The sequence below is a fragment of the Mycolicibacterium iranicum genome, assembly GCF_002101705.1.
In the GTDB taxonomy this organism is placed as follows: Bacteria; Actinomycetota; Actinomycetes; order Mycobacteriales; family Mycobacteriaceae; genus Mycobacterium; species Mycobacterium iranicum.
Genome location: NZ_LQPC01000026.1, coordinates 127,092 through 152,853, shown reverse-complemented (window position 1 = coordinate 152,853; position 25,762 = coordinate 127,092). Strand labels below are relative to the sequence as shown.

Below are 25,762 nucleotides of genomic sequence, written 5' to 3'. Positions count from 1 at the left end.
TTCCTCCCCACCGGGACGCTCGTCGCCCGGTGGGGACGCCACATCGAATCGGTCAGACGAGGTTTACCGCGGAACGTTGCAGCCCGCGGCGATGTTGTGGCAGTGGTCTTCGGACTTGCAGCCTGCGCAGTGGCAGCGGCAGCCCCTGTGCTTCAGCGTTTCGGAGACCTCGTGATCGTCGCCACGGCGCGATGGCTTCATAGCGGACCCCTTCGTCGGCTTTTCGCTCAGGCTAGACCCATCGGTTCATGTACATAAGCGCATTTGGGCATGAAAACACCTGGGCGACACAAAACTGTCGCCTCGGGGCAACCCCGGGCGCTGACACTATGGACCGGTGCCATACGTCAGCCGTCGCGCAGTCCTCAAAGGAGCAGCGGGCCTTGCAGCTCTGCCGCTCCTGGGGTGCTCACCGCAGGTCCGCACGCAACTCCCCGCCAATCTGTTCACGCTCGGTGTGGCCTCCGGGGAACCCGCCGCCGATGGTGTGGTGCTGTGGACCCGACTGGCGCCCGACCCGCTGGCCGACGACGGGCTCGGCGGGATGCCTGCGCGTGCCGTCGACGTCGAGTGGGAGGTCGCCGACAACGAGGCCTTCACCCGCATCGTGCAGCGAGGCGTCGTCACCGCCACCCCTGAATTCGCACACAGTGTGCACGTCGAACTCTCGGGTCTCAATCCCGGTGCCGAGTACTTCTACCGCTTCCGCACCGGCGGTGACATTTCTGCGGCGGGACGCACCCGCACCGCACCCGACGCGGCGTCGTTGGCTCCGATGACGATGTGCTTCGCGTCATGCTCTCACTTCGAGCAAGGCTGGTTCACCGCGTATCGCCATCTGGCAGAGGAGAATCCAGATCTGGTCCTGCAGCTCGGCGACTACCAGTACGAGTACAGACCACGCGACGGCGGCGTCCGTGCACACATAGGTCCTGAGACCGTCACGCTGGCCAACTACCGACAGCGGTACGCCCAGTACAAGTCTGATCCCGATCTACAGGCGGCGCATGCCGCGGCGCCGTGGCTGGTGGTCTTCGATGACCATGAGCTGCAAAATAATTGGGCCGACGAAATCCCGGAGAAACCCCAGCCCGACTTCGGCGCACGCCGCGCCGCCGCGCTGCAGGCGTATTACGAGAATATGCCGCTGCGGTCGGCGGCGTTCCCGCGGGGCATCGACATGCAGCTCTACCGCCGGGTCGGCTGGGGTCAACTAGCGACGTTCCACATGCTCGACACCCGCCAGTACCGCACCGACCAGCCCTGCGGCGATAAGTTCCGCGCCGACTGCGCCGGACGTTTCGACCCGTCGGCCACGCTGACCGGCGCGGAGCAGGAACGCTGGCTGATCAATGGCTTTCGTGAGTCACGGGCACGTTGGGATCTTCTCGGACAGCAGGTGTTCTTCGCCGGTGTGGAGCTGAAGGAAGGACCGGCGACGGGTGTCAATCCCGACGCCTGGGACGGTTACGTCGCCAACCGTGACCGGATCATCGCGGGCCTCGTCGCTTCACCGGTTCGCAACGCTGTCGTGCTGACCGGTGACGTGCATTCGCACTGGGCCGCCGAGATCAGCCAGCGTCCCGGAGGGCGCAGGATTGCAACGGAATTGGTGACGACGTCGATCTCGTCCGGCGGTGACGGTGGCGACACCCGCGAGGACACCGCGGCGATCCTGCCCGAGAACCCGCATGTCAAGTACTTCAGCAACCGCCGCGGCTACGTCCGGACCCGCATCACCCCCGAGCAGGTGACGGCCGACTTCCGAACCGTCCCCTACGTCACCCGCCCCGGCGCGCCGGTAAAGACGGGCAAGTCGTTCGTGATCCCTGACGGCGTCCCGCAGCTCACCTGACCACCGCCGAAACTGCATTCCGTGTGGCGAAATCCGAGAAACGACCGCATGGAATGCAGTTTCGGCGCGCGAAGGCACCAATCAGTCGACGCGTTCCACCAGGTCGTCGGTCGTCCACTCCTGCTGCGGCAAAACATCTTTGAGCACCCGCAGCAGCGCCGGGTTCGTCGAGTCTCCCCGCCATACCGCGTCGAGCTCGACGGGGCGCTCGCGGAACGCGCCGATCGACCGGAATGCCACGCCTTCGGGATGCAGGGTCGCCGCGGACGCGGGCACCAGCGCGATGCCGATGCCGGACCGCACGAGCACCAGCATCGTGTGCACCTGCGTCACGTACTGCACATAGCGCGGTGTGGCGCCGGCGATGGTGAACGTCGAGATCAGCAGCTCGTTGAAATACCGTGCCTGCACCGGCGAATACATGATGACGTCCTGACCGTCGAGGTCGGTGAGCGTCAGCTGCCGGGACATGTCCGTCAGCGGATGCCCGTCGGGCAGCGCCGCGACCAACTGCTCGTGCAGGAGCGGCCGCGACACCAACCCGGGTCGCTTCAGCGGTGGACGCGCCATCCCCAGGTCCAGCTCGCCCGTCATGAGCCCTTCGATCTGCGCGGCAGTCACCATCTCGCGGAGGTCGAGCTTCACGTCGGGCAGCCGCTCGCGCATGCGCTCCAGCAGCCGGGGCAGCACGGCGTGCGCCGACGCGGCGGTGAAGCCGACGACGACGGTGCCGAGGTCGCCGGCGGGGATGCGCTTGACGGTCTGCGCGGCGCCCTCGGCGAGCTGCAGAATGCGCCGAGCATCCGGAAGAAATGCCGCACCCGCAGGAGTCAGCGTGACGGTCCGGGTGGTGCGGTCGATCAGCTGCACGCCCAGTTCGTTCTCCAGCTGCTGCACCTGGCGCGACAGCGGCGGCTGCGTCATGTGCAAACGTTCTGCGGCGCGGCCGAAGTGCAATTCTTCGGCAACGGCGACGAAGCAGGACAGCCGCGCCAGCGAAAACACGATGCACTCCTCGTATCGAAACCGCTCGACTTAGAGCGGGCAGGCATCAGTTTAGGTTGGTCGCGAAGTGCTGGATGACGAATTCTGGATCAGCCGGTTCTCCGGCGCACGCTCATCGGCAGCCCGTCGGCAGGCGTCGGCCCGGTGCCCCAGGTCATGCGCGGAATGTAGCCCGATGGCACGGACCACTCGAAGCGTCGCAGGATCTGATGCATTGTCGCCTTGACCGTCATGTCCGCGAACTGCTGACCGATGCACTTGTGCGCGCCTCCGCCGAATGGTGCGAACACGTAGCGGCTGACGGAGTTGAAGGCCCCCGCGTCGGTAAAACGGCCGGGGTCGAACCGATCCGGATCCTTCCACCAGTCGGGGAGACGCATCGACGCGTAGACGTTGATGGCCACCTGGCTCTTCCTGGGGATGTAATGACCGGCGATCTCGGTGTTTTTGACGGTCTGGCGGAACAACGTGCCCGCAGGCGCGTACATCCGCAGGATCTCTTTGAACGCGAAATCGAGCAGTGGGTAGTCCTCCAGATCGGCAAGTGCAGGCGCATCGTTGGGTCGTGCAAGAGCCTCGTCACGTAAAGCCCTCTGCCATGTGATGTTTCGCCCCAATTCGTAGGTGAGCATCGACAGCGCGATAGCGCTCGTATCGTGGGCGGCCATCAGCAGGAAGATCATGTGGTTGACGATGTCCTGATCGCTGAATCGCAGTCCGTCCTCGTCGCGGCTGTGGCACAGCATCGAGAACAGGTCAGCGCCGTCGCTCCTGCGGCGGTCGGGAAGCTGCTTGCGGAAGTACTCCTCGAGACGTTCACGCGCCCGCAGGCCTCTGGCCCACGTACCGCCGGGCACGTCGGCGCGCACGATGGCCTGGCCGCCGCGCACCGTGGCATCGAAATCGGCTGACAGCTGGTCGGATTCGGGCCCGAGGTGTGCACCGACGAACACTTCGGTGGCCTGGTCGAGCAGCAGGTGCTTGATGGCGTCGTAGAACGGGATCGTCTGTGTTGCGGGCCAGGAGTTCAGCATGCGGTCGATGCTCGGTTGCATGAGTTCGAGATAGCCGGACAACGCGGTGCGGGTGAACGCCTGCTGCATGATGCGGCGGTGGTCTCGATGCTCGTCGAAGTCGAGCAGCATGATGCCCCGGTGGAAGAACGGACCGATGACCGGCGCCCACCCGCGGGTACTGGAGAACGCCTTGTCCTTGTTGATCCAGACCGTCTCCAACGCCTCCGGTCCCATCAGCGTGACCATGCGGAAGCCGACGCCGCCCGCCCAGGACACCGGTCCGTACCGCTGGTAGCGGCGCCGTGCGAAGTCGAGCGGTTCGACTATGGAGCTCATGATGTGCCCGAGGAACGGGACGCCGTAGTCGCCCATCACGGGCTTGAGTCCGGATCCCGGTGGCGGGGTCGCCAAGGGTTGCACAACGGTGGGGTACCGGGCACTCAGCGTTGCGCCGAACGCCTGCAGCTGGTGTTTGGTGATCATTGCCCGATCCGGTCCAGGTAGCCGCGTCTGCTTTCCGCATCGAAATGGCCCGGCGGTTGGCGCAGTGTTGCGAGATGCTTGAGCCGCTGCAGCAGCGGCTCCGGCGCCACCTCCTCCACCACTCCGAACGCCGCGAGCCACCGCGGCACGGTGATCTCGCGACGGGAATGTTCTGCGGTGTCGACGATCGCTGTGGCCACGTCGTCCGGCTCCCGGGTGGGCAGCAGCGCGAGGCTCACGCCCGCGGTCAGCTCGGTGTGCACCGCGGTGGGCATGACCGTGCTGATCGTGACTGCGCTGCCGGTGATTTCGGCGCGTACCGCCCGTGACAAGGCTGCGACCGCGTACTTGGTCGCGCTGTAGACCGACATGCCGGGCGTGGTCACCTTGGCCGCCATCGAGGAGATGTTGACGATGTGGCCGTGGTTGCGCTCCAGCATTCCGGGCAGAAAAGTGTGCATCCCGTTGATCGGCCCGATCAGGTTGACCGCGACTTCCCGGTGGTACACGTCGAGGCGTTGCTCGGCGAACGGGCCCATCACCTGAATCCCCGCGTTGTTCACCAGCATCGCCGGTAGACCGTGCACGCTGGCGGCGGCATGGAAGTCGGCGAAGCTTCCGGGATCGCAGACGTCGAGTTGTGCTGCGTGGGCGCCGATCTCGGCGGCCGTTCGTTCCGCTTCGGCCAGGTCGAGGGCGCCGATCCACACGATGGCACCTCGGCGGACGAGGTCTGCGGCGGTGGCCTTGCCGATCCCGCGTGCACCCCCGGTGACACACGCGACCGCTCCGTCGAGGCGAATCACGCTGTCGCGCCGCGCTCGTCGCTGAACTCGCGCAGTGCGAAGTAGGCGATCAGGCGCACCTCGCCGTCGGGCATCGTCAGCAGCGCGCGGCCCAGGTACAGGCCCGGGATCAGCTCGACGACCTCGTCGCGGGTGCGCTTGATCGGGAAGGTCCGCACGCTGGGGTTGCCGTACTTCTCGGGTGAATAGTCAAGGGCCCGCACCGGGATGTAGGGATGGATGGCCGCGGTGTCGATGCGGTGATCGAATCCGAAACCCATCGTTTCCGAGCCGGCCGTGCGCAGTCCGCGGTAGTGCGGGGCGACGGCGCGCAAGGTGTATTTGCCCAGTGGGCTGAGCCGATTGAAGCCCGTGCCCGAACGGATGTCGAACGTCTTGCCCCGCCAGGTGGGGTCGATTTTCATCAGGGGATTGGCGAGGTACGCCTCGGGAATTCCGAACAGGTTGCCGACGATCAGGCCTTCCATCGCTCCATTCGGACCTTCGGGTGCGGTGCCTCGGGCGAACAGCTCGGCGAGTTGGTCGCGTCTGGCCCTGTCGCCGAGGTCGCGCAGGTAATCCCAGGCCAGCCGGCGGGCGAGCGCAGGTGCGGTCTCGGCCATCTCACGCAGCTCGCCGAGAACTGTCTCGGACCTCATGACGGTTGTCGGCTTCGACTCGACACTGGCGCTCATATGACCTCCTATTTGGTACGAAACTGTCCCACATATCTGGTACAGAACCGTCCCAAAAGCGCGCATGCATGTCAAGGGGGTTGGCGGATCGGCTGGTGAAGGTGCGAATATCGTGCAATGCACGCCACGCCGCAACGCAGTTACGGTGGGCAGTCCGCCGAGGCCCGCCGCGAGCGCAGGCGCTCAGCGCTGCTCGACGCCGCGATCGAGGCCATGGTCGCCAACGAATGGCGCAGCGTCACCGTCGAGAAGCTCTGTGCCGCAGCGGGATTGAACAAGCGTTACTTTTACGAGAGTTTTGCCGGCCTCGACGAGGTCGGTGCCGCCGTCGTCGACGACATCGCCGACGAGGTGCGCGCGTCCACGATGGCGGCGCTCACGCAGGCCGGCAGCGACGACGTGGCAGGGCAGGCGGCCGCGGTGGTCGACGCGCTCGTGCGCACACTCGTGGCCGACCCCCGGCGGGCCCGCGTACTCCTCGGCGGCGTGACGAGTTCTCCTGTGCTGCACCAGCATCGCAGCGCGGTCATGGTCGGTCTGACGGGCGTGCTGATGGCGCATGCCCGCACCATCCACGACGTCGAGCTCGAGCGCGATCCGCTGGCGCAGGTGGCGCCGGCGTTCCTGATCGGCGGCACCGCGGACGCCATCTTGGCGTTCGTCGACGGAAGGGCGAAGGTTTCGGTCGACGACCTGATCTCCAGCCTCACGGCGCTGTGGCTGATTACCGGAAACGGCGCCGCCGAGGTGGCCCGGCTGAGACTGGGCGAAGAGCTCAGCTGAGCTTGATCGCCGCGATCTTCAGCCGGCCTGCCGCCTCCGTCCATTCCGCCACGGTGGGCAGACGGTCATCGCGGAATTTCATGCCCATCTGGCGTTGCGCCTTCTTGGCGCCGTAGGACGTCGCGATCCGCTCGCAGATCTCGGCGACGGTCGCCTTGTCGGTGATGAGTTCACCCCGCATCGTGCGGGTCTTACCGCGGAACGACACCTGCGCATCGGCGCCGCCGCGGAAGTTGTGCTTCCACTGCGCTTCCAGGATGACGTAGAGGGCGCCGTCGATCCGGTGCGCGCTGACCGGGGTGGCGTACTTCTTGCCGGACTTGCGGCCGGTGAAGCTGATGAGCATGAAGTCGCCGATGAGCCCGCCCAGCGGGGTCCTCAGCAACACTTTCAGGGTGGGGTTGACCACCGACAGCATGACGTCCGGTGGGTGTGCGGCATCGATGGCCGGCTGATCTGTCATGGGCCAACCGTAGGACCCCGGGCCGGGCCCGGGGGCGGATTCACCAGCGCGGACTGGCCAACTCGAAGGACGGGTCGACGGCGCGCATGTAGCCGGTGTCGTCGCGCTCACGGATGCCGCAGCGGACGTACTGCTCGTGCAGCGCGTTGAGTGCGTCGTCGTCGATCTCGACACCCAGCCCGGGCGCGGTGGGCACCGGCACGGACCCGTCGACGAAGGTCAGCGCACCGTTCTTGACGACGTCCTCGGTCTTCCACGGCCAGTGCGTGTCGCAGGCGTAGGTGAGGTTGGGCGTTGCACCGGCCAGGTGCACCATCGCGGCCAGGCTGATGCCCAGGTGCGAGTTCGAGTGCATGGACAGCCCGAGTCCGAAGGTGTCGCAGATGCCGGCAAGCAGGCGGGAGCGCTGCAGGCCGCCCCAGTAGTGGTGATCCGAAAGAACCACGCGCACAGACTTTTTGTCGACTGCCGGTGCCAGCTGGTCGAAGGCCACGACGCACATATTGGTCGCCAGCGGCATGGGGGACTGTGCAGCCACCTCGGCCATGCCGTCGAGTCCGGGCGTCGGGTCTTCCAGGTACTCGAGGATGCCGGCCAGTCCGGAAGCAACCTTGACCGAGGTCTGCGGTGTCCAGGCCGCGTTGGGGTCGAGGCGCAGGGGCATGCCGGGGAATTCACCCGCAAGTGCTTCGATCGCCGCCATCTCCTCCTCGGGTGCAAAGACGCCGCCCTTGAGTTTGATTGCGGTGAAGCCGTATTCACCGACGATGCGACGGGCCTGGGCGACCAGTCCGTCGGGATCCAGCGCCTCGCCGAAGGAGTCCGGCTCCTGGCCGGGGTGGGCCGCCCACTTGTAGAACAGGTACGCGCTGAACGGCACCGCGTCTCGGACCTTACCCCCCAGCAGGTCCGAGACGGGCCGGCCGAGTGACTGTCCCTGCACGTCGAGGCATGCCACCTCGAACGGCGACAGCACTTGATCCACCGCTGACGCGGTGGTGATCATGCCGGCGGTGCCTACCGCGGCGGTGTCACCTTTGAGTCGCGTGTCGATGGCTGCGCGGATGAGGTTGAGTGAGAACACATCCAGACCGGCGATTGCCTCGGCGGCGGCCTGCAGCCGGGAAAGGTGTCGAGTGTCGGCGTAGGTCTCGCCAAGGCCGACCAGTCCCGCATCGGTGTCGAGCTGAATGATCGCGCGCAACGCGTAGGTCTGGTGCACCCCGACGGTGTTCAGCAGTGGCGGATCGGCGAACGCGACGGGTGTGATGCGTGCGCCGGTGATGCGGATCTGGGCCACGACCTCAGACGACCTGGGTCAGCGCGTCGGCCAGGACGGCGCGGCCGGCAGCGACGATGGAGGCGAGCTCGGTGAGGTCTTCGGTGCTGGGCATGACCAGCGGCGGGCGCACCGGTCCGGCCGGTACTCCTTCCATGGTCACGCCGGCCTTGACGAGCGAGACCGCGTAGCCGGGAACGGTGTCGCGCAGTCGCACCAGCGGGATGAAGAACGCGTTGAGCAGCGCGCCGGCCAGCTGCGTGTTGCCGGACTCCAGGGCGTTGTAGAACGCCAGCGCGAGGTCGGGCGCGAAGGCGAACGTCGCCGACGAGTACAGCGGGACACCGATCGCGCGGTAGGCCAGCTGCGTAGTCTCGGCGGTCGGCAGCCCGTTGAAGAACAGGAAGTCGGGGTCTACCTGGGTGGTGACGGCCGCGACGATGCGGGCGACCTGATCGAAATTGCCTGTGCCGTCCTTGAATCCGACCACATTGGGAATCTTGGCGACGGCGACCGCCGACGCTTCGGTGAAGCGCGCATTGTTGCGGTTGTAGACGATGACGGGCAGATCGGTCGTTTCGGCCACGGCGCGGGTGTAGTCGACGAGCCCCGGCTGCGGGACCTCGACGAGATACGGCGGCAGCAGCAGGAGGCCGTCGGCACCTGCGGCCTTAGCGGCCAGGGCGAAACGCTTGGCCTGTGCCACCGAGCCGCCGGCACCCGCGTAGACCGGGACCCGTCCGGCGACCACGTCGACGGCGGTCCGCACGACAGCGCCGAACTCCTCGTCCTCGAGTGCGTGGAATTCGCCTGTACCGCAGGCGATGAAGACGCCTCCGGGCCCGGCCTCGACACCCTTGGCGATGTGCTGGGCGAGAGCGTCGAGATCGACGTCACCGGAAGCGGTCATCGGGGTGACGGGGAAGAACAGGACGCCGTCAAAGTCGGGACGCATTACAGGCCTTTCGCGGGTTGGGAATTGGGGTCAGTCTTGGCGGAGCTGGCCGTCGATGCGACGCCACAGTTTGTCGGGGTTGCCGTCGGCGATTGCACTGGGCAGCAACGACGTCGGGACGTTCTGGTAGCAGACGGGACGCAGGAAGCGCTCGATCGCGCGGGAGCCGACGGACGTGGTGCGGGAATCCGAGGTGGCGGGGAACGGTCCGCCGTGCACCATCGCGTGGCTTACCTCGACCCCGGTCGGCCAGCCGCCGAACAGGATCCGGCCGGCCTTGAGCTCCAGCACCGGAAGGAGTTTGGCGGCCGCGTCGAGGTCGGACTCGTCGGCGTGCACCGTCACGGTCAGCTGGCCTTCGATGCCGTCGGCGACGGCGCGCAAGTCGTCGGCGTCGGTGCAGCGCACGATCAGGCTCGACGCACCGAAAACTTCGGCCTGCAACGCATCCGAGGCCAGGAAGCTGGCCGCATCGGTGGTGAACAATGCTGCCTGGCCGCAGGTTTCGCTGCCCGCTTGTCCGCGGACGATCAGTTCGGCTTCCTGGGACAGTGATTCGACACCCGAGGTGTAGTTGCGTGCGATGGTCGGTGTCAGCATCGGGGTTGCGGGTGAGGCGGCAAGAGCTTCGGCGGCGGCGGCCACGAAGCTGTCGAGTCCCGGGCCGTCGACGGCGATCACGAGACCGGGGTTGGTGCAGAACTGGCCCGATCCCATCGTCAGCGAGCCGACGAACGCTGTGCCGAGCTCAGCACCGCGAGAGTTCAGCGCGCCGTCGAGGAGGAACACCGGGTTGATGGAGCTCATCTCGGCGTACACCGGGATCGGCTCAGGCCGCGCCGCGGCCGCGGCGACAAGGGCGAGTCCGCCGGAACGGGATCCGGTGAACCCGACCGCCTTGATACGCGGGTCGGTGACGAGCGCGATGCCGAGCTCGGGGCCGCTGCCGAACAGCAGCGAGAAGGTGCCCGCGGGCAGTCCGGACGTTGCGACGGCGTCGGTGATCGCACGGGCGACGAGCTCGGAGGTGCCGGGGTGGGCGTCATGGGCCTTGACCACCACCGGGCAACCCGAGGCGAGGGCCGACGCCGTATCGCCACCGGCGACCGAGAAGGCGAGCGGGAAGTTGGAGGCACTGAACACTGCGACGGGCCCGAGCGGGATGTACCGCTGGCGCAGGTCGGGGCGGGGCAGCGGGCTGCGATCAGGAAGTGCGGTGTCGATGCGGGCGCCGTTCCAGCTGCCCTCACGCAGCACCGAGGCGAACAGGCGAAGCTGGCCGGTGGTGCGGCCGACCTCACCGGTGATGCGGGCCTGCGGCAGTCCGGACTCGGCGACGGCGCGGGGGATCAGATCGTCTGTGATCGCCTCGATGTTGATGGCGATCGCCTCGAGGAACTGGGCGCGCTGTTCCGAGGTGGTCGAGCGATAGGCGGCGAACGCCTCGGCGGCCGCGGCGCACGCGGTGTCGACGTGCGTGGCATCGCCGTGCCGGTAGGCCGGTTCCAACGTTTCGCCGGAGGCGGGGTTGAAGGCGCGAACTTCCGTGCCGGCGCCCCGGACGGGCGTGCCGGCGATGAGCATCTCTCCGGTGAGAGTTCCTGGGATCGTCGCAGTCATGCCTTAAACGGTAGGAGCGATATCCATGCCTGTCCAAGACCGATTCGCACATCACTGATGCACTAAGGGCATCAATCACCTCGCCGAAACTGCATTCCGTGCGGTGTTTCCGCCCGAAACACCGCACGGAATGCAGTTTCGGCGGGGTGCGGCCTACCGCGCGAGGTATTGGCCTATCGGGCGAGGCGCTTTTCGATGACGCCGACGAGCGCCGCGACGGCCGCGGGTTCACCGGTCACCTCGAGACGCCCGTCCGCCAGCGCGTCGTGGACGGCGATCTTGCGGCCCACGATCGACGCCACCGTCGAGGCCGACGCACGCACCGTCACGTCGCCGGTTGTCGCCGGCGGGCCCGGGGTCACGGTCACTCGGCCGTCGAGCAGGCGGAGGCACGCCACGCTGTCGTCGATGCGGAATTCGTAGACGGCGTTGAGGTCGTGTGGGCCGTCGCGGCGGACGTCGGCAGCCAGGAAGCTCAGCAGCCACTCGGCGCGGAATGCTTCCTCGTCGACGTCGGCGTCCTTCATCTGGTGCCGAGCGCCCCACATCGCGAGCGGGACGACGGCGGCCGCGAGTTCCCTTCCAGCGTCGGATAATTCGTAGACGACGGCCGAGCCGGGCTGGTCGAGTGCCAGCCGCCGCGTGACGACGCCGTCGGACTCCAGCTGTCGGACCCGGCTGGCCAGCAAGGACGTGCCGATGCCGGCCAGCGCGTCGGCCAGCTCGCTGTAGCGCTTCGGTCCAGAGGCCAGCTCGCGCACGATCAGCAGCGTCCAGCGCTCGCCCACCACATCGAGTGCATGAGCAAGCCCGCAGTACTGCCCGTAGGTCCGTCTCGACACGTCGGCAAGCGTACCCATCGCACTCCTGTTTCCGACTTCAACTCAATTATCTGTTTTCTACTTCTAAATCTTATGTTACGTTCCAGTTTTATAAGCGCAAGGCGCTGAACTGCGAAAGAAGGGTGACGTCATGGCTGGGATAACAGGGATCACCGGATTCCGGGGATGGCCGCATTGGCTGTGGGCTGGGTTCCTTGGCCGAAGCCCGAACCTGACGGTCGAGTCCGTCTCCGTCGAGGTGGAGGCGAAGACTCGCCCCGACCTCAGGAAGCGGCGCACGTACGCACCGGCACGCGATGCGTTCCTGGAGAATTCGGCGATGCGACGGGAGATGTACCGGCTTTGATCGGTGCCCGGGTGGCCACGATAAACCTGCTGGTTGATCCGCTGCGGTAACCGTTCTCCTGCTGCAGCGTGCCCAATCGGGCAGTAGAACCACACGTCCGGCCCGCGCCGACACCGCTCCCGTGTCGTCTGCTCGTGGTAAGAATGCTGCACCCCAGCAGCACGCCGTGGCGTCGTCTCGCGCCGGGACGTCCAGATCGGGCAAATCGGTGGCAAGGCGGCTGACATGCGTCCGGGCAGCCCCGGCAAACATCATGTAGCTTCAATCGACTATCCGATTGGCCGCAGCCGAGGAGAACACCGGTGAATGCGACACCATTCGGGCACTATCGGCTGCAAAAGCTGATCGGCCAGGGCGGGATGGGTGAGGTCTATCAGGCCTACGACACCAAGACCGACCGCGTCGTTGCGCTCAAGGTCCTCCCGCACCACATGGCGCAGGACGAGACGTTCCAGGCCAGATTCCGCCGCGAATCGCAGGCGGCCGCCGGCATCAACGACCCGCACGTCGTTCCGATTCACGGTTTTGGCGAGATCGACGGCCGGCTCTACCTCGACATGCGGCTCATCGAGGGCCGCAATCTGGGCACGATGCTGCAGGACACCGAGAAGCCGCTCGGCGCCGCCTTCGCCGTCACGGTCGTCGAGCAGGTGGCCAACGGCCTCGATGCCGCGCACAGACTTGGGCTGATCCACCGCGACATCAAGCCGTCGAACATCCTGATCACCGGTCGGGACTTCGTGTATCTGATCGACTTCGGTCTGGCTCGCACGGCGGGGGAGAAAGGCCTCACGACGGCCGGCAGCACGCTGGGCACCCTGGCCTACATGGCGCCGGAGCGTTTCGAAGGCGGTGAGGTCGATGCCCGCTCCGACATTTACGCCCTGACATGCGTGCTCTACGAATGTCTCACCGGCTCAAGGCCTTATCCCGCCGACAGCCTCGAGCAGCAGATCGCGGGCCACATGGTCTCGCCGATACCGCGCCCGTCGGACATCGATCCGCGACTGGCCGCATTCGACGAGGTCATCGCCAAGGGCATGGCCAAGAAGCCTGCGAAGCGCTATCAGTCGGCCACCGAGCTGGCCCAAGCCGCCAAGCGCGCACTCAACGCGCCGGTGCGCCGGACCGGCAGCAGTTCGCGGCACTCGGCGGTGCGAGCCTCGCGCACGGGATCCCGCAAGGCGCTGATCGCTGCCGGTGTCGCCGCGCTCGTCATCGCGGCGGGCGGGTTCGGACTGTGGCAGTGGGCGCCGTGGAAGGACGACGGTGACAGCGCCGCGTTGCCCGCGGGTGCGGTGCCGAAGATCGCCGCGACGGTGCCGGCAGACGTCCGGGAGACCGGCCGGCTCGTCATCGGGGTGAACGTGCCGTACGCGCCGATGGAGTTCAAGAACACCGACGGCCAGCTCGTCGGTTTCGACGTCGAACTGATGAATGCGGTCTCGCGGGTGCTCGGTCTGGTGCCCGACTATCGCGACACGTCGTTCGACACGATCCTGCCCTCGGTCGTCGACGGCAGCTTCGACATCGGGATGTCGTCGGTCACCGACACCAAGGCGCGTGAGGAGCTCGTCGACTTCGTCACCTACTTCCAGGCCGGCACGCAGTGGGCCCGCAGGCCGGGCACCGCGCTCGGCCCGGCCTCGGCGTGCGGGCTTCGAGTCGGGGTGGCCGAAGGGACGTTGCAGCAGACGGAGGAGCTACCCGCCAAGAGCGATCAGTGCACGGCCGCGGGGATGGAGCCGATCGACGTCGCGGTGTTCAAGAGCCAGGACGAGGTCACGACCGCGCTGATCAGGGGCGAACTCGACGCGATGTCGGCGGATTCGCCGGTGACGGGATTTGCGATCAAGCTCAGCCGTGGCGATCTGGTGCCCGCCGGCGACGTATTCGACTCCGCTCCCTACGGCTGGCCGGTCGCGAAGGGGTCGGCGCTTTCGGAATCACTGCGGCTTGCGCTGGAGCACCTGATGGAGACGGGTGAGTACCGGGCGATCGCGACGATGTGGGGCGTCGAACGCGGAATGATCGACAAACCCCAGATAAACGGGGCGACCCGGTAGGACTGCTGGGTTAACGGCAGCGATAGTCGAGACAGACGGTCGTGCCGTCGTCGCGGCCGTTGATGGTGCAGTGGTCGGCCATCGCATGCATCAGCGCGACGCCGCGTCCGCGACGGTCCTGGGCCCGAGCAGGGCCGGGCTGGCGCCACGTCCCGTGGTCGGTGATGCACACGCTGAGGCACCCGCTGTCGGGTTCGAGATCGGCGCGCATCGCCATGGTGCCCGGCGTCGGCTGGTCGGCGTACGCGTGATCAACACAGTTTGCCAGCGCCTCGTATACGGCAAGAAGAATTTCGTTCGTCTGCTGGGGGCCGATTCCGCGATCCCGCAGCCAAGAGCCGAATTGGTCGCGTACTTGCGCGGCGCTAGCGGCGGTCGCCACCCCCCTCACTGTCAGTTGCTCTGAGGTGGGCGACACCACCGCTGTAATGCTCATGCTTTGTTCGTACCCACCTCCGCGGCGCGTTAGACGCCTCATGCCGAAGTTGTGACAAGACCCTTACGCTCGGATTCCAGTGCGGTGCCTTCGATGTCAAGATCAGGCACGTACCTGTCGAACCACTTCGACCGCGACCACATCCGGTCGCCGAGCATGGCCATGACGGCGGGGATCAGCGTGAGCCGGACGACGAACGCGTCGAGGAACACACCGACGGCCAGTGTCAGCCCGACCGACTTGATGATCGGATCGCCCGCGGCGAGGAAGGCAATGAACACGCCGAACATGATCAGCGCGGCCGCCGTCACGACGCGTGCGGAGAGCCCAACGCCACTTCGGACAGCGTCCAGCGCGGCCGAGTCCGAATCGGTGTTGGAAAGCTCCTCCCTGATCCGCGACACCACAAACACCTCGTAGTCGCTGGACAGGCCGAAGATGATGGCCAGCGCGATGATCGGCAGGAAGCTAATCGTCTCACCGGGCGTCACCCCGAGAAGGTCTGCGCCCCAACCCCATTGGAAGATCGCCACCTGGACGCCCATCGCCGCGAAGACCGACAGCAGGAAGCCGACGATCGACGTGATCGGCACCAGGGCAGCGCGGAACGCGATGGTGAGCAGGATGAACGCCAGGCCGACGACCACGACCAGGAAGACCGGCAGAGCGGCGGCCAGCTTGTCGGAGGTGTCGATGTTGGAGGCGGTGTTTCCGCCGACGAGGAACGTCGCGCCCGTGTCGGCCTGGATTGCGTCGCGGTCGGCGCGGATCTGGCGGACCAGGTCAGCGGTGGCGGTGTCGTTGGGCCCGGTTTCGGGGATCACCTGGATCACGGCGGTGCGCTGGTCTCCACCCGCCGGTGTCGCGGCGACGACGCCGTCCTCCCGCGCAATGTTGGCTGCGATGGTCTGCGCCGCGTCCGGTGTCGCGCCGGTCAGGTCGGCGACGACGAGCAGAGGGCCGTTGAAGCCGGGCCCGAGGTGCTCGGCGGTCAGATCGTAGGCCTGACGCGAAGTGTTGGATTCGGGCTGTGACGAACCGCTGGGCAGGCCCAAATGCATTCCCAGCGACGGCAATCCGATGACGATCAGCGCCGCCGACCCGCCGAGGAGCAGCGGCTTGCGGAAGCGCACCACAAAGCGCGCCCAGGCCGCGCCCATCGTGCGCTGTGGTGTGTACGCGGCGACCTGCGCGACCTCCTTAGGACGGCCGGGCTGCAGCGGCGGCTCGATGAATTTGGCGACCTTGCCGCCGGCGAAGCCGAACAGCGCGGGCAGCAGCGTCAGGGCGATCAACATCGCGATGAGTACCGACACCGCGGCGGAGATGCCCATGTAGGTCAGGAACGGGATGCCGACGACGGCCAGTCCGCAGAGCGCGATGATCACCGTCAGCGCCGCGAAAACGACGGCGCCCCCGGCAGTTCCGACAGCGAGCCCAGCCGCCTTCTGGCGGGGCATCAGCAGCAGCAGGTTGTTGCGGTAGCGGTTCAGGATGAACAGCGCGTAGTCGATTCCGCAGGAGAGGCCGAGCATCAATGCCAGCGACAGAGAGGCCGTGGGCATGTCGACGAAGGCGGCGACCACGAAGATGCCGAGCGCGCCGATGCCGACCCCGATCGCGGCGGTCACGATCGGCAGGCCTGCGGCGACGACGGCGCCGAAGGTGATGAGCAGGATCAGGAACGCGGCGCCGATTCCGATGATCTCGGGCAGGTGGGGCACGGCGACCTTGTAGCCGGGGAAGACGGCCCCGGAGTATTCGACCTGCAGACCGGCGTCCTGCACCGGCTTCATTGCGTTCTCCAACTCGGTCAGGGCGCCATCGCTGACTTCCCCGATCGGCGCCTTCCACTGCACGGTGCCCAGCGCGATCCGGCCGTCCGGTGAGATCTGCTTCGTCTGATTCGGTCCGGCAGCAGCTGCGATGTCAGGAATGGCGTTCAGCGTCTGCACTGCCTGGTCGATCGGCGCGGCGAAGCGCGGATCGGTGACGGTGAGGTTCTGCGGCGCGGCGAAGGTGATCTACGTCTGCGCGCCGCTGTATTCGGGCAGGTTCTGCTGGAGCTGCTCGACGGCGCGCTGAGACTCGGTGCCGGGGATCGTGAAGTTGTCGCTGGGCTCGCCGCGGAACCCGACGAACGCCAGGGCTACACCGAGCAGAACGGCCAGCCACGTACCGAGGACCAACCAGCGCCGGCGGAAGCTCGCGGCACCGAGAGTGAACAGAAATCGCGACATGTGCACTCCTATGCCCCGTCATCTCGGGATTACGCGCAGAACCGGTGTGATTTGGGTGACGGCTCGTACGCTGGGGCGATGACGACGACGTCATTGCCTCCGGGTCCGCGCCTGCCCGCCGGTGTGCAGGCGCTGCTCATGCTCAAGTACGGACCGCGCTTCATCGGCGCATGCCGCCGCCGCTACGGATCCACGTTCACCCTCCGCGTCGCCGGGATGGGCACGGCCGTCTACGTCACCGATCCCGCCGACATCAAGACTGTGTTCGCCGGTGATCCACGGATTTTCCATGCCGGAGAAGCGAATTCGATGCTCAAGGGGTTGCTCGGCGACACTTCCGTGCTCGTGGTCGACGACGATCTGCATCGCAATCGCCGGCGGCTGATGATGCCGCCGTTCGCCCGCGACGCCGTGGCCGCGCAGGCGTCGGTGATGGCGCAGGTGGCCGCCGAGAACATCGACGGCTGGCCGGTAGGGGAGACGTTCCCCGCCGCGCCGAAGATGGCCGAGATCACGCTGGAGATCATCTTGCGCACGGTGATCGGCGCCAGTGATCCGGCGCGGCTCGCGGCGCTGCGCGAGGTGATGCCGCGCGTGCTCAGCGTCGGCCCGTGGGAGACCGTCGCGCTCGCCAACGAGGCGCTGCTGGGCTGGCGCCCATGGCACGCGATGCGGGACGCCATCGCCGAGGCGGATCGGCTGCTGTACGCGGAGATCGCAGACCGTCGCGACGACCCCGATCTTGCACAGCGGACCGACGCGCTGTCGATGTTGGTCCGCGCGGGAGACATGACCGACAAGGAGCTGCGCGACCAGCTGATGACCTTGCTGGTCGCAGGGCACGACACCACCGCGACAGGGTTGTCCTGGGCGCTGGAGCGGCTGACTCGGCACCCGAGCTTGCTCGCCAGGGCCGCCCGTGCCGCGCGCGACGGGGACGACGACTATCTGGACGCGGTCGCGAAGGAGACGTTGCGGATCCGGCCCGTGGTGTTCGACGTCGGGCGGGTGCTCAAAGAGCCCGTCGAGATCGGGGGCCACCCCCTGCCTGCTGGCGTGATGGTGATTCCCGGCATGGTGCTGGTGCACGCCGATTCGCAGGTGTATCCGCACGCCGACCGGTTCGACCCGGACCGCATGATCGGCGCGACGCTGAGCCCGTCGTCGTACCTGCCGTTCGGCGGCGGTAACCGGCGATGTCTGGGCGCGACGTTCGCGATGGTCGAGTTCCGTGTGGTGCTGCGCGAGATCTTGCGCCGCGTCGAACTGCAGACCACCTCGGCCCGGGGCGAGCGTCGCCGGCTCAAGCACGTCATCTTCGTGCCGCACCGCGGCGCGCGCATCCGAGTCACGGCGAAGCATTCTGTGCGCACGCTCGTCGCCGACGAAGCGCCCTCGTGTCCGGTGCATCGTCCTGTCTGAGGCCGCGTGTAAGGTCGGCAACAGGTCGAGTCCGCGGCCTCATCGGCCGCGATGACGCGACGTCTTCACTCGGACATCGTCCGGGTCACCCACACCACTCAAGGGACTGAGCCCATGGAATCGTCTGACCTGTTTTCCCACCGTCCGGTCGTGCAGCCCACTGCGCCGCGCGATGCGGTCGAAGAAGGCGTGCAATATCCCGTCTTCTCCGACAGTCCTTCGCAGGCCGGATCGGCCGATTTGCCGCCATCCTGAGTAGTCGTGCGGGAGTCGTTGCGCGGCATCAGTTCCGGGCTGCCGGATTCGCGATTTAGCCCCTGGCCTGGTGATCTACCCGTGCTAGCCTATCCCCGGATGTCTCTCTGACATCTAAGGAAAATGAGAGAAGAAAAAGTATGGCGCAGGGAACTGTGAAGTGGTTCAACGGCGAAAAGGGCTTCGGCTTCATCGCCCCCGATGACGGCTCTAAGGATGTGTTCGTTCATTACTCCGAAATCGGAGGGAGCGGATACCGGTCGCTCGAGGAGAACCAGCGCGTCGAGTTCGAGGTGGAACAGGGCCAGAAGGGTCCTCAGGCCGTGCGGGTCACCAAGATCTAAGAGACTCAAGCGAATGTGGGCTGGCAGGAATTCCTGCCAGCCCACTTCTCTCTTCTGGCGTTGATCTTGAACGCGGTCAACATGTTTGGGCGCTTTCGGGCCCGAAACCAGTGTCCCCCGCCCGGCGGTTGTATGGAATTCGTCGTGAATGTGCGGATTCGCCGATGGAATCAGTCGGTCACGGCGTATTGAACTGACTCAATAGTAAGAAATACAGCAAACCCCTTCCGCGGCGACGTTTAGGCAGGGTAAACATTTAGCCCATGGGTGCGGGAACGTATGTGGGTCGGGTCGGTGGATTGGCAGTCGCGCTGGGAATCGGCGCCGCACTCTTTGCGGGCGGGGGCGTGGCCTACGCCGACGACACTGCGGCATCGGAGTCGAAGACTGCGGCAACATCGTCGCAATCCACCAAATCCACAAAATCCACAGAAGCCTCAGCGGCCTCGGAAGCTGAGACCTCGGCAGCAGACGCATCCACTTCCGAGGACGCCGACGATCTTGAGGCCGACGAGGCCGAGCCCGCCGCCGACGAGGAGCCTTCCGATCGCAGGCACCGCAGCAAGCGGGACGCTGACGAACCCGAAGAGCCCCAGGTCAATCCGGAGGACGACGAACCGGCCGATGTGGTCGAGGACGCCCCGCCGGCGGAAGAGGCGCCGGCCGAGGAAGCGCCCGCGGTCGTTGACGAGGTCGTCGAGTCAGAGGACGTGGTCGGGGAAGAGCCGGCCGTCGAGGAAGAGCCCGCTGTCGAGGACGTCGTCCCGGCAGAAACCGTAACGACGGATCTCGCCGACGCTGCGCCGGAACTGCCCGCCGCGGATCCCGAAGATCCCGTGCTGCCCGGGCTTGCGACTCTGTTCAGCTCGATCCTGGCGGCTGGGCGCGAAGCGACCAACGAATCCCCGACGGCCATCGGAGCGCAGGTCTCGACGAGCCTGGCCGAGTCCGAGGCGACCCAGTACCCGATCCCGGAAGGCGTGACGGTCGAGGAGTGGACGCCACCGCTGGAATGGCTGCAGCGGATCCCGGTGCTCGGACCGCTGCTGGTGACCCCGATCGTCGGTGTGGTGCATGTGATCCCGTTCGTCGGCGACCTCATCCATCCGGTCATCGGCTTCCCGATCGATCACTGGGCGCCCCCAGGCACCCCACGGGCACGCAACTACCGGGTGACGTCATTCGACGGAGCGCGGATCTTCGTGAATTTCATGCCCGCCAAAGGCTTGAAAGCAGGTGAGACGGCGCCGACGATCCTCAACGGACCGGGACTCGGGTTGCCGGGGTCGACGGCGCTCGAACTGCCGAAGGACAGCTTCCTGCCCTACGACGTCGTCGGCGTCGGCACCCTGCGTGCGAACGGCTACAACGTCCTGACGTGGGATCCGCGCGGGGAGTGGCGATCGGAAGGTGTCATGCACCTGAACTCGCCGGATGTCGAGGGCCGCGACATGTCGCACATCATCAGCTTCCTGGCCACACTGCCCGAGGTCGAGCTCGACGCGGTGAACGACCCGCGGATCGGCATGACGGGTGCCTCCTACGGCGGCGGTATCCAATTGGCCACGGCGGCAATCGATCACCGCGTGGATGCGATCGTCCCGACGATCGCGTGGAACAACCTCGTCGACGTGCTGTTCCCGCGCGACGCGGTCAACAGCAGCTGGGGCACACTGCTTCCCGCAGTGCTGGCGCTGACGTTCGCCCGCGAGCATCCGCGGATCTTCCCGGTCGCGATCCAGGGTGTGCTGTTCGGCATCGCCGAACAGGCCGACATCGACCTGGTCAACAGCTTCGGCTTCGATGACCAGATTAAGGACATCACCGCGCCGACGCTGCTGATTCAGGGCACGGTGGACACGCTGTTCACTCTCGATCAGGCGCACAAGAATGCACTCGACCTGATCGAGGCGGGCACGACGACCAAGGTGATCTGGTACTGCGGCGGCCACGGCGCATGCCTGAGCGACTTCAACGACGGCGAGTTCGTCATCGGCCGCACGTTGAGCTGGCTGGACCGCTATGTCAAAGGCAACGAAAACGTCGACACCGGAGCACAATTCGAGTGGGTCGACCAGAACGGGGTCTGGCACAGCGACGAGACGTACCCGGCGACGGAGTCGACGCCGATCGTGGCGACGCGGGAAGAAGACAGCAGGGTGATGCCGATCATCCCGGCGCTGTTCGGATCCGGGCCGAACCCGCTGATCATCACGCGGGGCCTGATCGCGGCGCTGCTGGGTCTGCCGTCGGCGGCCGCGGCGTACAACGCGGTCAACCTCGAAGTCCCAGCTGCCGAGGAGCTGACGTACCTGGTGGGTGCGCCTGTGGTGACGATGAAGTACACCGGCGACGGAACGGCCAAGCATGTGTACGCCCAAATCATCGACGACGAAACGGGTTTGGTGCTGGGCAACCATGCGACGCCGATCCCGGTCACGCTCGACGGAGAGTCGCACACCGCGACGTTCTCACTGGAGCAGATTGCGCACACACTTCAGCCGGGGCAGACGTTGACAGTGCAGATCGTGACGTCCACGGCGAAGTTCATCAACTATTACTCGTGGGGCGCCATCAAGATCGAGGAGCTAAGCATCGAGTTGCCGACGCGGGCTGCCGAAGCTGAAGCGGCGGAGGAACCCGTCGTCGCGGCATAGCCTTTCGCCGAACCTGAAGCTGTGCACGCCGCTACTCGATCTTTCACTGCATAACTTCAGTTTCGGCGGGTGAATTGGTGTGCTGAGACCCTGCCGACATGACGCAGAATGGGACCTGTGCTGCCGTCGCGTTCAACCTTGCAAGGGTGGAATCCCGACTCGCTGAGCGGTTCTGGAAGCGCGGTCAGGTCGGCAGGTCAGAGTGTCGGCGATGGAGTGTCGAACCTCGACGACGCCATCAACCGCATGCCGGAGACACGGGGGTGGTCGGGGCAAGCCCATGACGCGGCGACGGGGATGTTCGGCCGCGCCGACACCACGGCGCAGCAGTTCGCCGGATACACGGACGCGGTGGCGTCCGCGCTGAGCAACGGGGCGAACGCGATTGGGGCAGCGAGGTCAGCGCTGCTCGCAAAGGCAGACGCCGTGGACAACGGGCCCTTAAACGTAACCGACCAGTGGGTCGTGCTGATCGATCCCGTCATGGCAACCGAAGCCGAAATGGCCAAACTGCAGGCGTTGGCGTTGCAGGAACAGGCCGAGATCAACAGCCTCCTGTGCGCGGTCGGTGACGCCGACAATGCGACTGCCGATGCCATCGTGGCAGCCGGCACGAAGAACGGCTTCGTCGCGCCGGATTCACCTAGCGATCTAGAGGACCTGCTGTTGCCCACGGCCCAACGCCCAGCCGACCAGGTGCCCGACCCCCGCAGTCCGGTCGGGATGATGCAGCAGGAAGCAGTTCGTGCGGCGGACCAACAACAGCAGATCCGCGAGGTCAGCTACTCGACCAACGAGTACGGCGAAGAGGTGACGACCGTCATCAAACAAGACGGAAGCAAAGCCGTAACCACCGAGATGGATCCGTTCGAGTATCCGAGCAAGATGAACTTCTACATGATGGAGGAGTTCGACAAGGACGGGAATTTCGTCGCAAGGACTAGCTCGTGGCATGACCTGGGCAATGACTGTGATTACACGACAATCGCCTACGCCGACGGTTCGCACCTGACGATGTCGATGGACTCGACAGGGCACCGCACCGCGGGGTTCACCACTGCTGACGGCAGGCATAGCGCGGTCCCCGTCGAGATGATCGACAACTTGTCGATGGCGACGACTACCGGGATGGGCGGGTTGGAGAAACACATTGCCCGGGGTGGTGCACTGCCGATGCTCACCGCGGAGTCGGTGGACAACATCGGCAAGACGATGAAGTTCGGTGGGCCGGCCCTCACCGCGGCCACCACGGTTTTCGACATGGTCATGGCTGATTCGGGCAAGGACCGGTGTATCGCTCTCGTGGCTGGTGTCGTCAGCGGCGGCGGCGGTTGGGGCGGTGTCGAATTGGGCGCGGCAGCAGGCACTATCGGCGGACCCCTGGCTCCCGTCACCGTTCCGCTGGGTGCGGTCATCCTCGGCGGCGTTGGCACGTTCGGCGGGGCGAAGTTGGGCCAGTTCATCGGAGATGTCGTATGTCCTTACTAGAGCTGCCCGACCCACCGGATTGGCGACGTAGTCGAGGCGTCGGGTACGTCCTGGTGCTGCTGTCTGTCGTTGTCGCTGGCGTGTACTGCGTCCTGGGTGCCGTGGCCGCCTTCCACGGCCGGTATCTGACAACGGTCGTATCGGTGGGTTGGGCTGTGTTCTTGCTGCTCCTGGCTCTGGGGGCTGCGCTGGTCATGTCGGGCCGAATGACACCGCAAATCGTCTGTGACAGAACTGGTTTCACTCTGCGGCCGGATCTCAGGTTCAGCAAGCTGATCCTGGCGGGCTTGCTCGCGACAATACCGAGCACCCTGCTGTTCGTTGTGTTTGCTCCGATGGGCGCCATCGACTTTGCAACGACGCGCGCTCTACAGGTCTTCTGGCCCATCTTTGCCGCATTGGCTCTCGTCACTGTGATCACCGGACTGACCAGGACGTGGCGGCGCGGCGACGTCGGTCATGTCACGCTCACCCCTGCCATGGTTGAGAACGCTGACGTCATGAGCACGAAGCTCTTCGAATGGGACGACATCGTCGAGGTGTCCGGACGTGCTGAGTCGATGAGGGCGCATCGCGCGGTGGTCTTGCGCCTGCGCAATGGCGAAGAAGCAGTCATCGGCAACGCCAACGTCTACGTGCCGGGCGGTGCCGTTCTCTACTGGATGGTGCGGCACTACTGGAAGCATCCCGAGGATCGCGACGAGTTGGTCGACGAGCGCGCGCTGCAGCGCTTCCATCAGCGGAAATACGACGTCAGCTGACCGTTTAGGTCCCAGGGTGTACAGTCGAAGACAGGCCGTTTTCACGTCCGCAGTCTTTCCGACGCCAGGGCTTCTCACGTGATTGTTCACAGCCCCGTGCGAAGAGCTTCGCCCGGTCACCGTACGAGTCTTCTCGCACCTCTGCAAGGACGTTGTTTATGGAATCGCTTGAACTTTTTTCGCATCTTCAGGCGCCTCAAATCCCCTGTGCTGATTCGATTTCTGCCGAACCAGTGCACGCGCCCGTCTTCTCCGACCAGCCCGGCCGAAAGACGCGCTCCGATTCAAGGCTGTCGTGAACGGTCTGGCGGGCTCCCGCCGATCGTCGAAACCTGTCAGGCTGACTCTCGCCGGCGAGCTGGACGGCCTCATCGACGGGGCGTGGTGGCCGCACACGGGGATGATCGCAGCTGAGCTGCCAGATCTTGTCGGAGTGCTGCACAAGCCGCTGGGAGAAATCGTCGACATCCGCATCAACTGGTCGCCGTCAGACGGGAATGCCGACCTCCAGACGATCGTCGCCGGCGTTCGGCTGCAGAGAGAGGGCGACACCTTCCGGCGGCCACGCCTGATGGCGGTGGCCGGGCGCCGGGCGACAGCGAAACTGCTTGTGGTGCCGAGCATGACATCACCGACATTGGGAGCCATCGTCATGCGCGCCGCGGCGGGCCTCCCGACGTCGGGCGGAAGCGGGGATCACAAGCTCTACGAGATGGCCCAGTTGGTCGTCGGGGTGGCGAAGGACGAAAGCATCAAATGGAACGATGCCCGTCGTCGAGAGCTGAATACCAGCAGCCATTAGCAGCGGTAATCCCTCGTACCTCAATCGGAATGCAGAACATCGCAGAATTCGGTGTTACGCTACGCCACGGATGTTCTTCTACATCCGGTCACAATGAAAGAAGTTGGAAAAGTATGGCACAGGGAACTGTGAAGTGGTTCAACGGCGAAAAGGGCTTCGGCTTCATCGCTCCCGATGGTGGCGAGGCAGACGTCTTCGTTCACTACTCGGAGATCAGCGGGAGCGGATTCCGCTCGCTGGAAGAGAATCAGCGCGTTGATTTCGAGGTCGAGCAGGGCAACAAAGGCCCGCAAGCCGTCCGAGTGAGCGCGATCTAAAAGACTTCAAAGAGCGAATGTGGGCCGGTGGATTTCCACCGGCCCACATTCCGTTTCGGGCCGTCGCGACCGCGTACAGTTGACGATGTCGGCGAAATCATCGCCCGTCAATCAGGGTCTGATGAGACCCGGTCGGGATGCCCTATGGCACAACATGAAAGAGGAGCCGGTTTTGACCGGTCCCACAACGGACCTCGAAACACCCCGCGCCTGAGGCTGAAACGCAAAGCCTCCAGGAGCGGATACGTCGACGGTGCCTGGTGGCCGCACAGTAACGATCTCGCCGCAGAGCTGCCGGACCTGTTGGCCGTTCTCTCTGTACGACTCGGCGCGATCGCACGCGTGGCCTACAGCCATGCCGAGTGGACGATGGCGCCGCGAAAGCTGCATATCGAGAATCAACTTGTCCAGCTTGACGGTTATGACCGCCAGCCCGCACACACTCTCCGTGTGACGGGTAGAAGTGGCTGGAGCGTCGTGCTGTTGACCGTCCCGGTACAGACACACGCGCAAGAGGCCCACGGCATCATGATGGCCGCCGCCACCCTCGATGACGCATCGAACGTGGATTCACTGCTTGCCACCGCTCGGAACTGCTGACGCGGCGGCAGTAACGAAATCCACTGCCCGTCAGCGCTTCTTGGCTTCGTAGCTGGATTCGGCCGCCGAAGTCTTGGCTGCGGATTTGGCGTGCTTGTCGGCGCGTTTCTCCTTGAGGGATTTTCCCGATTTCTTGGACATCGCTTGACGGGGAGACTTATCAGACATCGCTGGCCCTTCATCATGGGCCCTGTATGGTCCCTGACGTCTGACGCTACGCCTGTAATCGAATTGGTGGGTCGTTCCA

At 65.7% G+C, this 25,762-nt stretch carries 26 protein-coding genes; 13 read left to right on the top strand and 13 right to left on the bottom strand.

Annotated elements, in window-relative coordinates; translation table 11 throughout:
- The first annotated feature begins 337 nt into the window (after window positions 1–337).
- Window positions 338–1,855 carry an alkaline phosphatase D family protein gene (locus tag AWC12_RS08150; protein ID WP_085173510.1) on the top strand — a complete coding sequence of 506 codons (1,518 nt, stop codon included), beginning with the start codon at window positions 338–340 and terminating at the stop codon, window positions 1,853–1,855.
- Window positions 1,856–1,936: 81 nt separating this feature from the next.
- Here the strand turns inward: AWC12_RS08150 and AWC12_RS08145 are convergent, their stop codons facing one another.
- From AWC12_RS08145 to AWC12_RS08130, 4 genes are all read right to left on the bottom strand, one after another.
- The gene (locus AWC12_RS08145; RefSeq protein WP_024447740.1) at window positions 1,937–2,860 is read right to left on the bottom strand and encodes a LysR substrate-binding domain-containing protein; all 924 of its coding nucleotides are present in this window, start codon (window positions 2,858–2,860) and stop codon (window positions 1,937–1,939) included.
- Between the two features lie 89 nt (window positions 2,861–2,949).
- Window positions 2,950–4,359, bottom strand: coding sequence for a cytochrome P450 (locus AWC12_RS08140; RefSeq protein WP_024447739.1), 1,410 nt, complete (start codon window positions 4,357–4,359; stop codon window positions 2,950–2,952).
- Window positions 4,356–5,165, bottom strand: coding sequence for an SDR family NAD(P)-dependent oxidoreductase (locus tag AWC12_RS08135; protein WP_085173508.1), 810 nt, complete (start codon window positions 5,163–5,165; stop codon window positions 4,356–4,358). The genes AWC12_RS08140 and AWC12_RS08135 overlap by 4 nt, the downstream gene beginning before the upstream one ends.
- Entirely contained in the window at window positions 5,162–5,839 is a 678-nt protein-coding gene (locus AWC12_RS08130) for a hypothetical protein (RefSeq protein WP_085173506.1), read from the bottom strand. The genes AWC12_RS08135 and AWC12_RS08130 overlap by 4 nt, the downstream gene beginning before the upstream one ends.
- Window positions 5,840–5,956: 117 nt before the next feature.
- Here AWC12_RS08130 and AWC12_RS08125 point away from each other — a divergent pair, with 117 nt between their 5' ends.
- Window positions 5,957–6,622 carry a TetR/AcrR family transcriptional regulator gene (locus AWC12_RS08125; protein WP_085173504.1) on the top strand — a complete coding sequence of 222 codons (666 nt, stop codon included), beginning with the start codon at window positions 5,957–5,959 and terminating at the stop codon, window positions 6,620–6,622.
- Here AWC12_RS08125 and AWC12_RS08120 read toward each other — a convergent pair.
- The 5 genes from AWC12_RS08120 to AWC12_RS08100 all read right to left on the bottom strand — a co-directional run bounded on the left by AWC12_RS08120 (window position 6,615) and on the right by AWC12_RS08100 (window position 11,799).
- Window positions 6,615–7,085 (bottom strand): nitroreductase/quinone reductase family protein, encoded by a 471-nt coding sequence (locus tag AWC12_RS08120; protein WP_085173502.1) that lies wholly within the window; start codon window positions 7,083–7,085, stop codon window positions 6,615–6,617. The genes AWC12_RS08125 and AWC12_RS08120 overlap by 8 nt on opposite strands.
- Window positions 7,086–7,125: 40 nt before the next feature.
- Window positions 7,126–8,385 carry a glucarate dehydratase family protein gene (locus AWC12_RS08115; protein ID WP_085173500.1) on the bottom strand — a complete coding sequence of 420 codons (1,260 nt, stop codon included), beginning with the start codon at window positions 8,383–8,385 and terminating at the stop codon, window positions 7,126–7,128.
- A 4-nt stretch (window positions 8,386–8,389) separates the two neighbouring features.
- On the bottom strand, window positions 8,390–9,319 hold the full coding sequence (locus AWC12_RS08110; RefSeq protein ID WP_085173498.1) for a 5-dehydro-4-deoxyglucarate dehydratase: 930 nt from the start codon (window positions 9,317–9,319) through the stop codon (window positions 8,390–8,392).
- A gap of 30 nt (window positions 9,320–9,349) precedes the next feature.
- Window positions 9,350–10,939: an aldehyde dehydrogenase (NADP(+)) gene (locus AWC12_RS08105; RefSeq protein WP_085173496.1), complete on the bottom strand. Its 1,590-nt coding sequence runs from the start codon at window positions 10,937–10,939 to the stop codon at window positions 9,350–9,352.
- Window positions 10,940–11,112: 173 nt separating this feature from the next.
- A complete protein-coding gene (locus AWC12_RS08100) occupies window positions 11,113–11,799 on the bottom strand; it encodes an HxlR-like winged helix-turn-helix transcriptional regulator (RefSeq protein ID WP_085173494.1) in 687 nt (228 codons plus the stop codon).
- 112 nt (window positions 11,800–11,911) lie between these two features.
- Here AWC12_RS08100 and AWC12_RS08095 point away from each other — a divergent pair, with 112 nt between their 5' ends.
- Window positions 11,912–12,127, top strand: a complete 216-nt coding sequence (locus AWC12_RS08095) for a hypothetical protein (protein ID WP_024447730.1) — start codon at window positions 11,912–11,914, stop codon at window positions 12,125–12,127.
- A gap of 302 nt (window positions 12,128–12,429) precedes the next feature.
- Entirely contained in the window at window positions 12,430–14,193 is a 1,764-nt protein-coding gene (gene stpK7, locus AWC12_RS08090; RefSeq protein WP_024447729.1) for a serine/threonine protein kinase StpK7, read from the top strand.
- Between the two features lie 10 nt (window positions 14,194–14,203).
- Here stpK7 and AWC12_RS08085 read toward each other — a convergent pair whose 3' ends face one another.
- The 3 genes from AWC12_RS08085 to AWC12_RS31580 all read right to left on the bottom strand — a co-directional run bounded on the left by AWC12_RS08085 (window position 14,204) and on the right by AWC12_RS31580 (window position 16,869).
- Entirely contained in the window at window positions 14,204–14,575 is a 372-nt protein-coding gene (locus AWC12_RS08085; RefSeq protein WP_234813887.1) for an ATP-binding protein, read from the bottom strand.
- A 92-nt stretch (window positions 14,576–14,667) separates the two neighbouring features.
- A complete protein-coding gene (locus AWC12_RS08080; protein ID WP_337360668.1) occupies window positions 14,668–16,596 on the bottom strand; it encodes an MMPL family transporter in 1,929 nt (642 codons plus the stop codon).
- A 57-nt stretch (window positions 16,597–16,653) separates the two neighbouring features.
- Entirely contained in the window at window positions 16,654–16,869 is a 216-nt protein-coding gene (locus AWC12_RS31580; protein ID WP_234813885.1) for a hypothetical protein, read from the bottom strand.
- Window positions 16,870–16,947: 78 nt separating this feature from the next.
- On the opposite strand from AWC12_RS31580, the gene AWC12_RS08075 reads away from it, so the two are divergent.
- The 9 genes from AWC12_RS08075 (at window position 16,948) to AWC12_RS08040 (ending at window position 25,515) form a co-directional block, all read left to right on the top strand.
- Complete coding sequence (locus tag AWC12_RS08075; protein WP_085173490.1) at window positions 16,948–18,291, top strand: cytochrome P450; 1,344 nt, start codon at window positions 16,948–16,950, stop codon at window positions 18,289–18,291.
- A 114-nt stretch (window positions 18,292–18,405) separates the two neighbouring features.
- Window positions 18,406–18,546 (top strand): hypothetical protein, encoded by a 141-nt coding sequence (locus tag AWC12_RS31040; RefSeq protein WP_165762788.1) that lies wholly within the window; start codon window positions 18,406–18,408, stop codon window positions 18,544–18,546.
- A gap of 140 nt (window positions 18,547–18,686) precedes the next feature.
- The gene (locus AWC12_RS08070; RefSeq protein ID WP_024447725.1) at window positions 18,687–18,890 is read left to right on the top strand and encodes a cold-shock protein; all 204 of its coding nucleotides are present in this window, start codon (window positions 18,687–18,689) and stop codon (window positions 18,888–18,890) included.
- Window positions 18,891–19,153: 263 nt separating this feature from the next.
- A complete protein-coding gene (locus AWC12_RS08065) occupies window positions 19,154–21,547 on the top strand; it encodes a CocE/NonD family hydrolase (protein WP_085173488.1) in 2,394 nt (797 codons plus the stop codon).
- 246 nt (window positions 21,548–21,793) lie between these two features.
- Window positions 21,794–23,035, top strand: a complete 1,242-nt coding sequence (locus tag AWC12_RS08060; RefSeq protein WP_234813884.1) for a hypothetical protein — start codon at window positions 21,794–21,796, stop codon at window positions 23,033–23,035.
- Complete coding sequence (locus AWC12_RS08055; RefSeq protein ID WP_085173486.1) at window positions 23,023–23,796, top strand: hypothetical protein; 774 nt, start codon at window positions 23,023–23,025, stop codon at window positions 23,794–23,796. The genes AWC12_RS08060 and AWC12_RS08055 overlap by 13 nt, the downstream gene beginning before the upstream one ends.
- Window positions 23,797–24,091: 295 nt before the next feature.
- Complete coding sequence (locus AWC12_RS08050; RefSeq protein WP_085173484.1) at window positions 24,092–24,598, top strand: DUF5994 family protein; 507 nt, start codon at window positions 24,092–24,094, stop codon at window positions 24,596–24,598.
- 113 nt (window positions 24,599–24,711) lie between these two features.
- A complete protein-coding gene (locus tag AWC12_RS08045) occupies window positions 24,712–24,915 on the top strand; it encodes a cold-shock protein (protein WP_085173482.1) in 204 nt (67 codons plus the stop codon).
- A gap of 144 nt (window positions 24,916–25,059) precedes the next feature.
- On the top strand, window positions 25,060–25,515 hold the full coding sequence (locus AWC12_RS08040; protein ID WP_085173480.1) for a DUF5994 family protein: 456 nt from the start codon (window positions 25,060–25,062) through the stop codon (window positions 25,513–25,515).
- Between the two features lie 30 nt (window positions 25,516–25,545).
- Here AWC12_RS08040 and AWC12_RS31035 read toward each other — a convergent pair whose 3' ends face one another.
- Window positions 25,546–25,683, bottom strand: coding sequence for a hypothetical protein (locus tag AWC12_RS31035; protein ID WP_165762787.1), 138 nt, complete (start codon window positions 25,681–25,683; stop codon window positions 25,546–25,548).
- Window positions 25,684–25,762: the final 79 nt, after the last annotated feature.

What these genes read in the sequence shown, in the direction of transcription:
- AWC12_RS08065 (WP_085173488.1), top strand. Translation starts at nt 19,154, where the DNA reads ATGGGTGCGGGAACGTATGTGGGTCGGGTCGGTGGATTGGCAGTCGCG.
- AWC12_RS08070 (WP_024447725.1), top strand. Translation starts at nt 18,687, where the DNA reads ATGGCGCAGGGAACTGTGAAGTGGTTCAACGGCGAAAAGGGCTTCGGC.
- AWC12_RS31035 (WP_165762787.1), bottom strand. Translation starts at nt 25,683, where the DNA reads ATGTCTGATAAGTCTCCCCGTCAAGCGATGTCCAAGAAATCGGGAAAA.
- AWC12_RS08045 (WP_085173482.1), top strand. Translation starts at nt 24,712, where the DNA reads ATGGCACAGGGAACTGTGAAGTGGTTCAACGGCGAAAAGGGCTTCGGC.
- AWC12_RS08100 (WP_085173494.1), bottom strand. Translation starts at nt 11,799, where the DNA reads ATGGGTACGCTTGCCGACGTGTCGAGACGGACCTACGGGCAGTACTGC.
- AWC12_RS08060 (WP_234813884.1), top strand. Translation starts at nt 21,794, where the DNA reads ATGCCGGAGACACGGGGGTGGTCGGGGCAAGCCCATGACGCGGCGACG.
- AWC12_RS31580 (WP_234813885.1), bottom strand. Translation starts at nt 16,869, where the DNA reads ATGTCGCGATTTCTGTTCACTCTCGGTGCCGCGAGCTTCCGCCGGCGC.
- AWC12_RS08120 (WP_085173502.1), bottom strand. Translation starts at nt 7,085, where the DNA reads ATGACAGATCAGCCGGCCATCGATGCCGCACACCCACCGGACGTCATG.
- AWC12_RS08140 (WP_024447739.1), bottom strand. Translation starts at nt 4,359, where the DNA reads ATGATCACCAAACACCAGCTGCAGGCGTTCGGCGCAACGCTGAGTGCC.
- AWC12_RS08110 (WP_085173498.1), bottom strand. Translation starts at nt 9,319, where the DNA reads ATGCGTCCCGACTTTGACGGCGTCCTGTTCTTCCCCGTCACCCCGATG.
- AWC12_RS08055 (WP_085173486.1), top strand. Translation starts at nt 23,023, where the DNA reads ATGTCCTTACTAGAGCTGCCCGACCCACCGGATTGGCGACGTAGTCGA.
- AWC12_RS08040 (WP_085173480.1), top strand. Translation starts at nt 25,060, where the DNA reads ATGGCACAACATGAAAGAGGAGCCGGTTTTGACCGGTCCCACAACGGA.
- AWC12_RS08075 (WP_085173490.1), top strand. Translation starts at nt 16,948, where the DNA reads ATGACGACGACGTCATTGCCTCCGGGTCCGCGCCTGCCCGCCGGTGTG.
- AWC12_RS31040 (WP_165762788.1), top strand. Translation starts at nt 18,406, where the DNA reads ATGGAATCGTCTGACCTGTTTTCCCACCGTCCGGTCGTGCAGCCCACT.
- AWC12_RS08105 (WP_085173496.1), bottom strand. Translation starts at nt 10,939, where the DNA reads ATGACTGCGACGATCCCAGGAACTCTCACCGGAGAGATGCTCATCGCC.
- AWC12_RS08130 (WP_085173506.1), bottom strand. Translation starts at nt 5,839, where the DNA reads ATGAGCGCCAGTGTCGAGTCGAAGCCGACAACCGTCATGAGGTCCGAG.
- AWC12_RS08125 (WP_085173504.1), top strand. Translation starts at nt 5,957, where the DNA reads ATGCACGCCACGCCGCAACGCAGTTACGGTGGGCAGTCCGCCGAGGCC.
- AWC12_RS08095 (WP_024447730.1), top strand. Translation starts at nt 11,912, where the DNA reads ATGGCTGGGATAACAGGGATCACCGGATTCCGGGGATGGCCGCATTGG.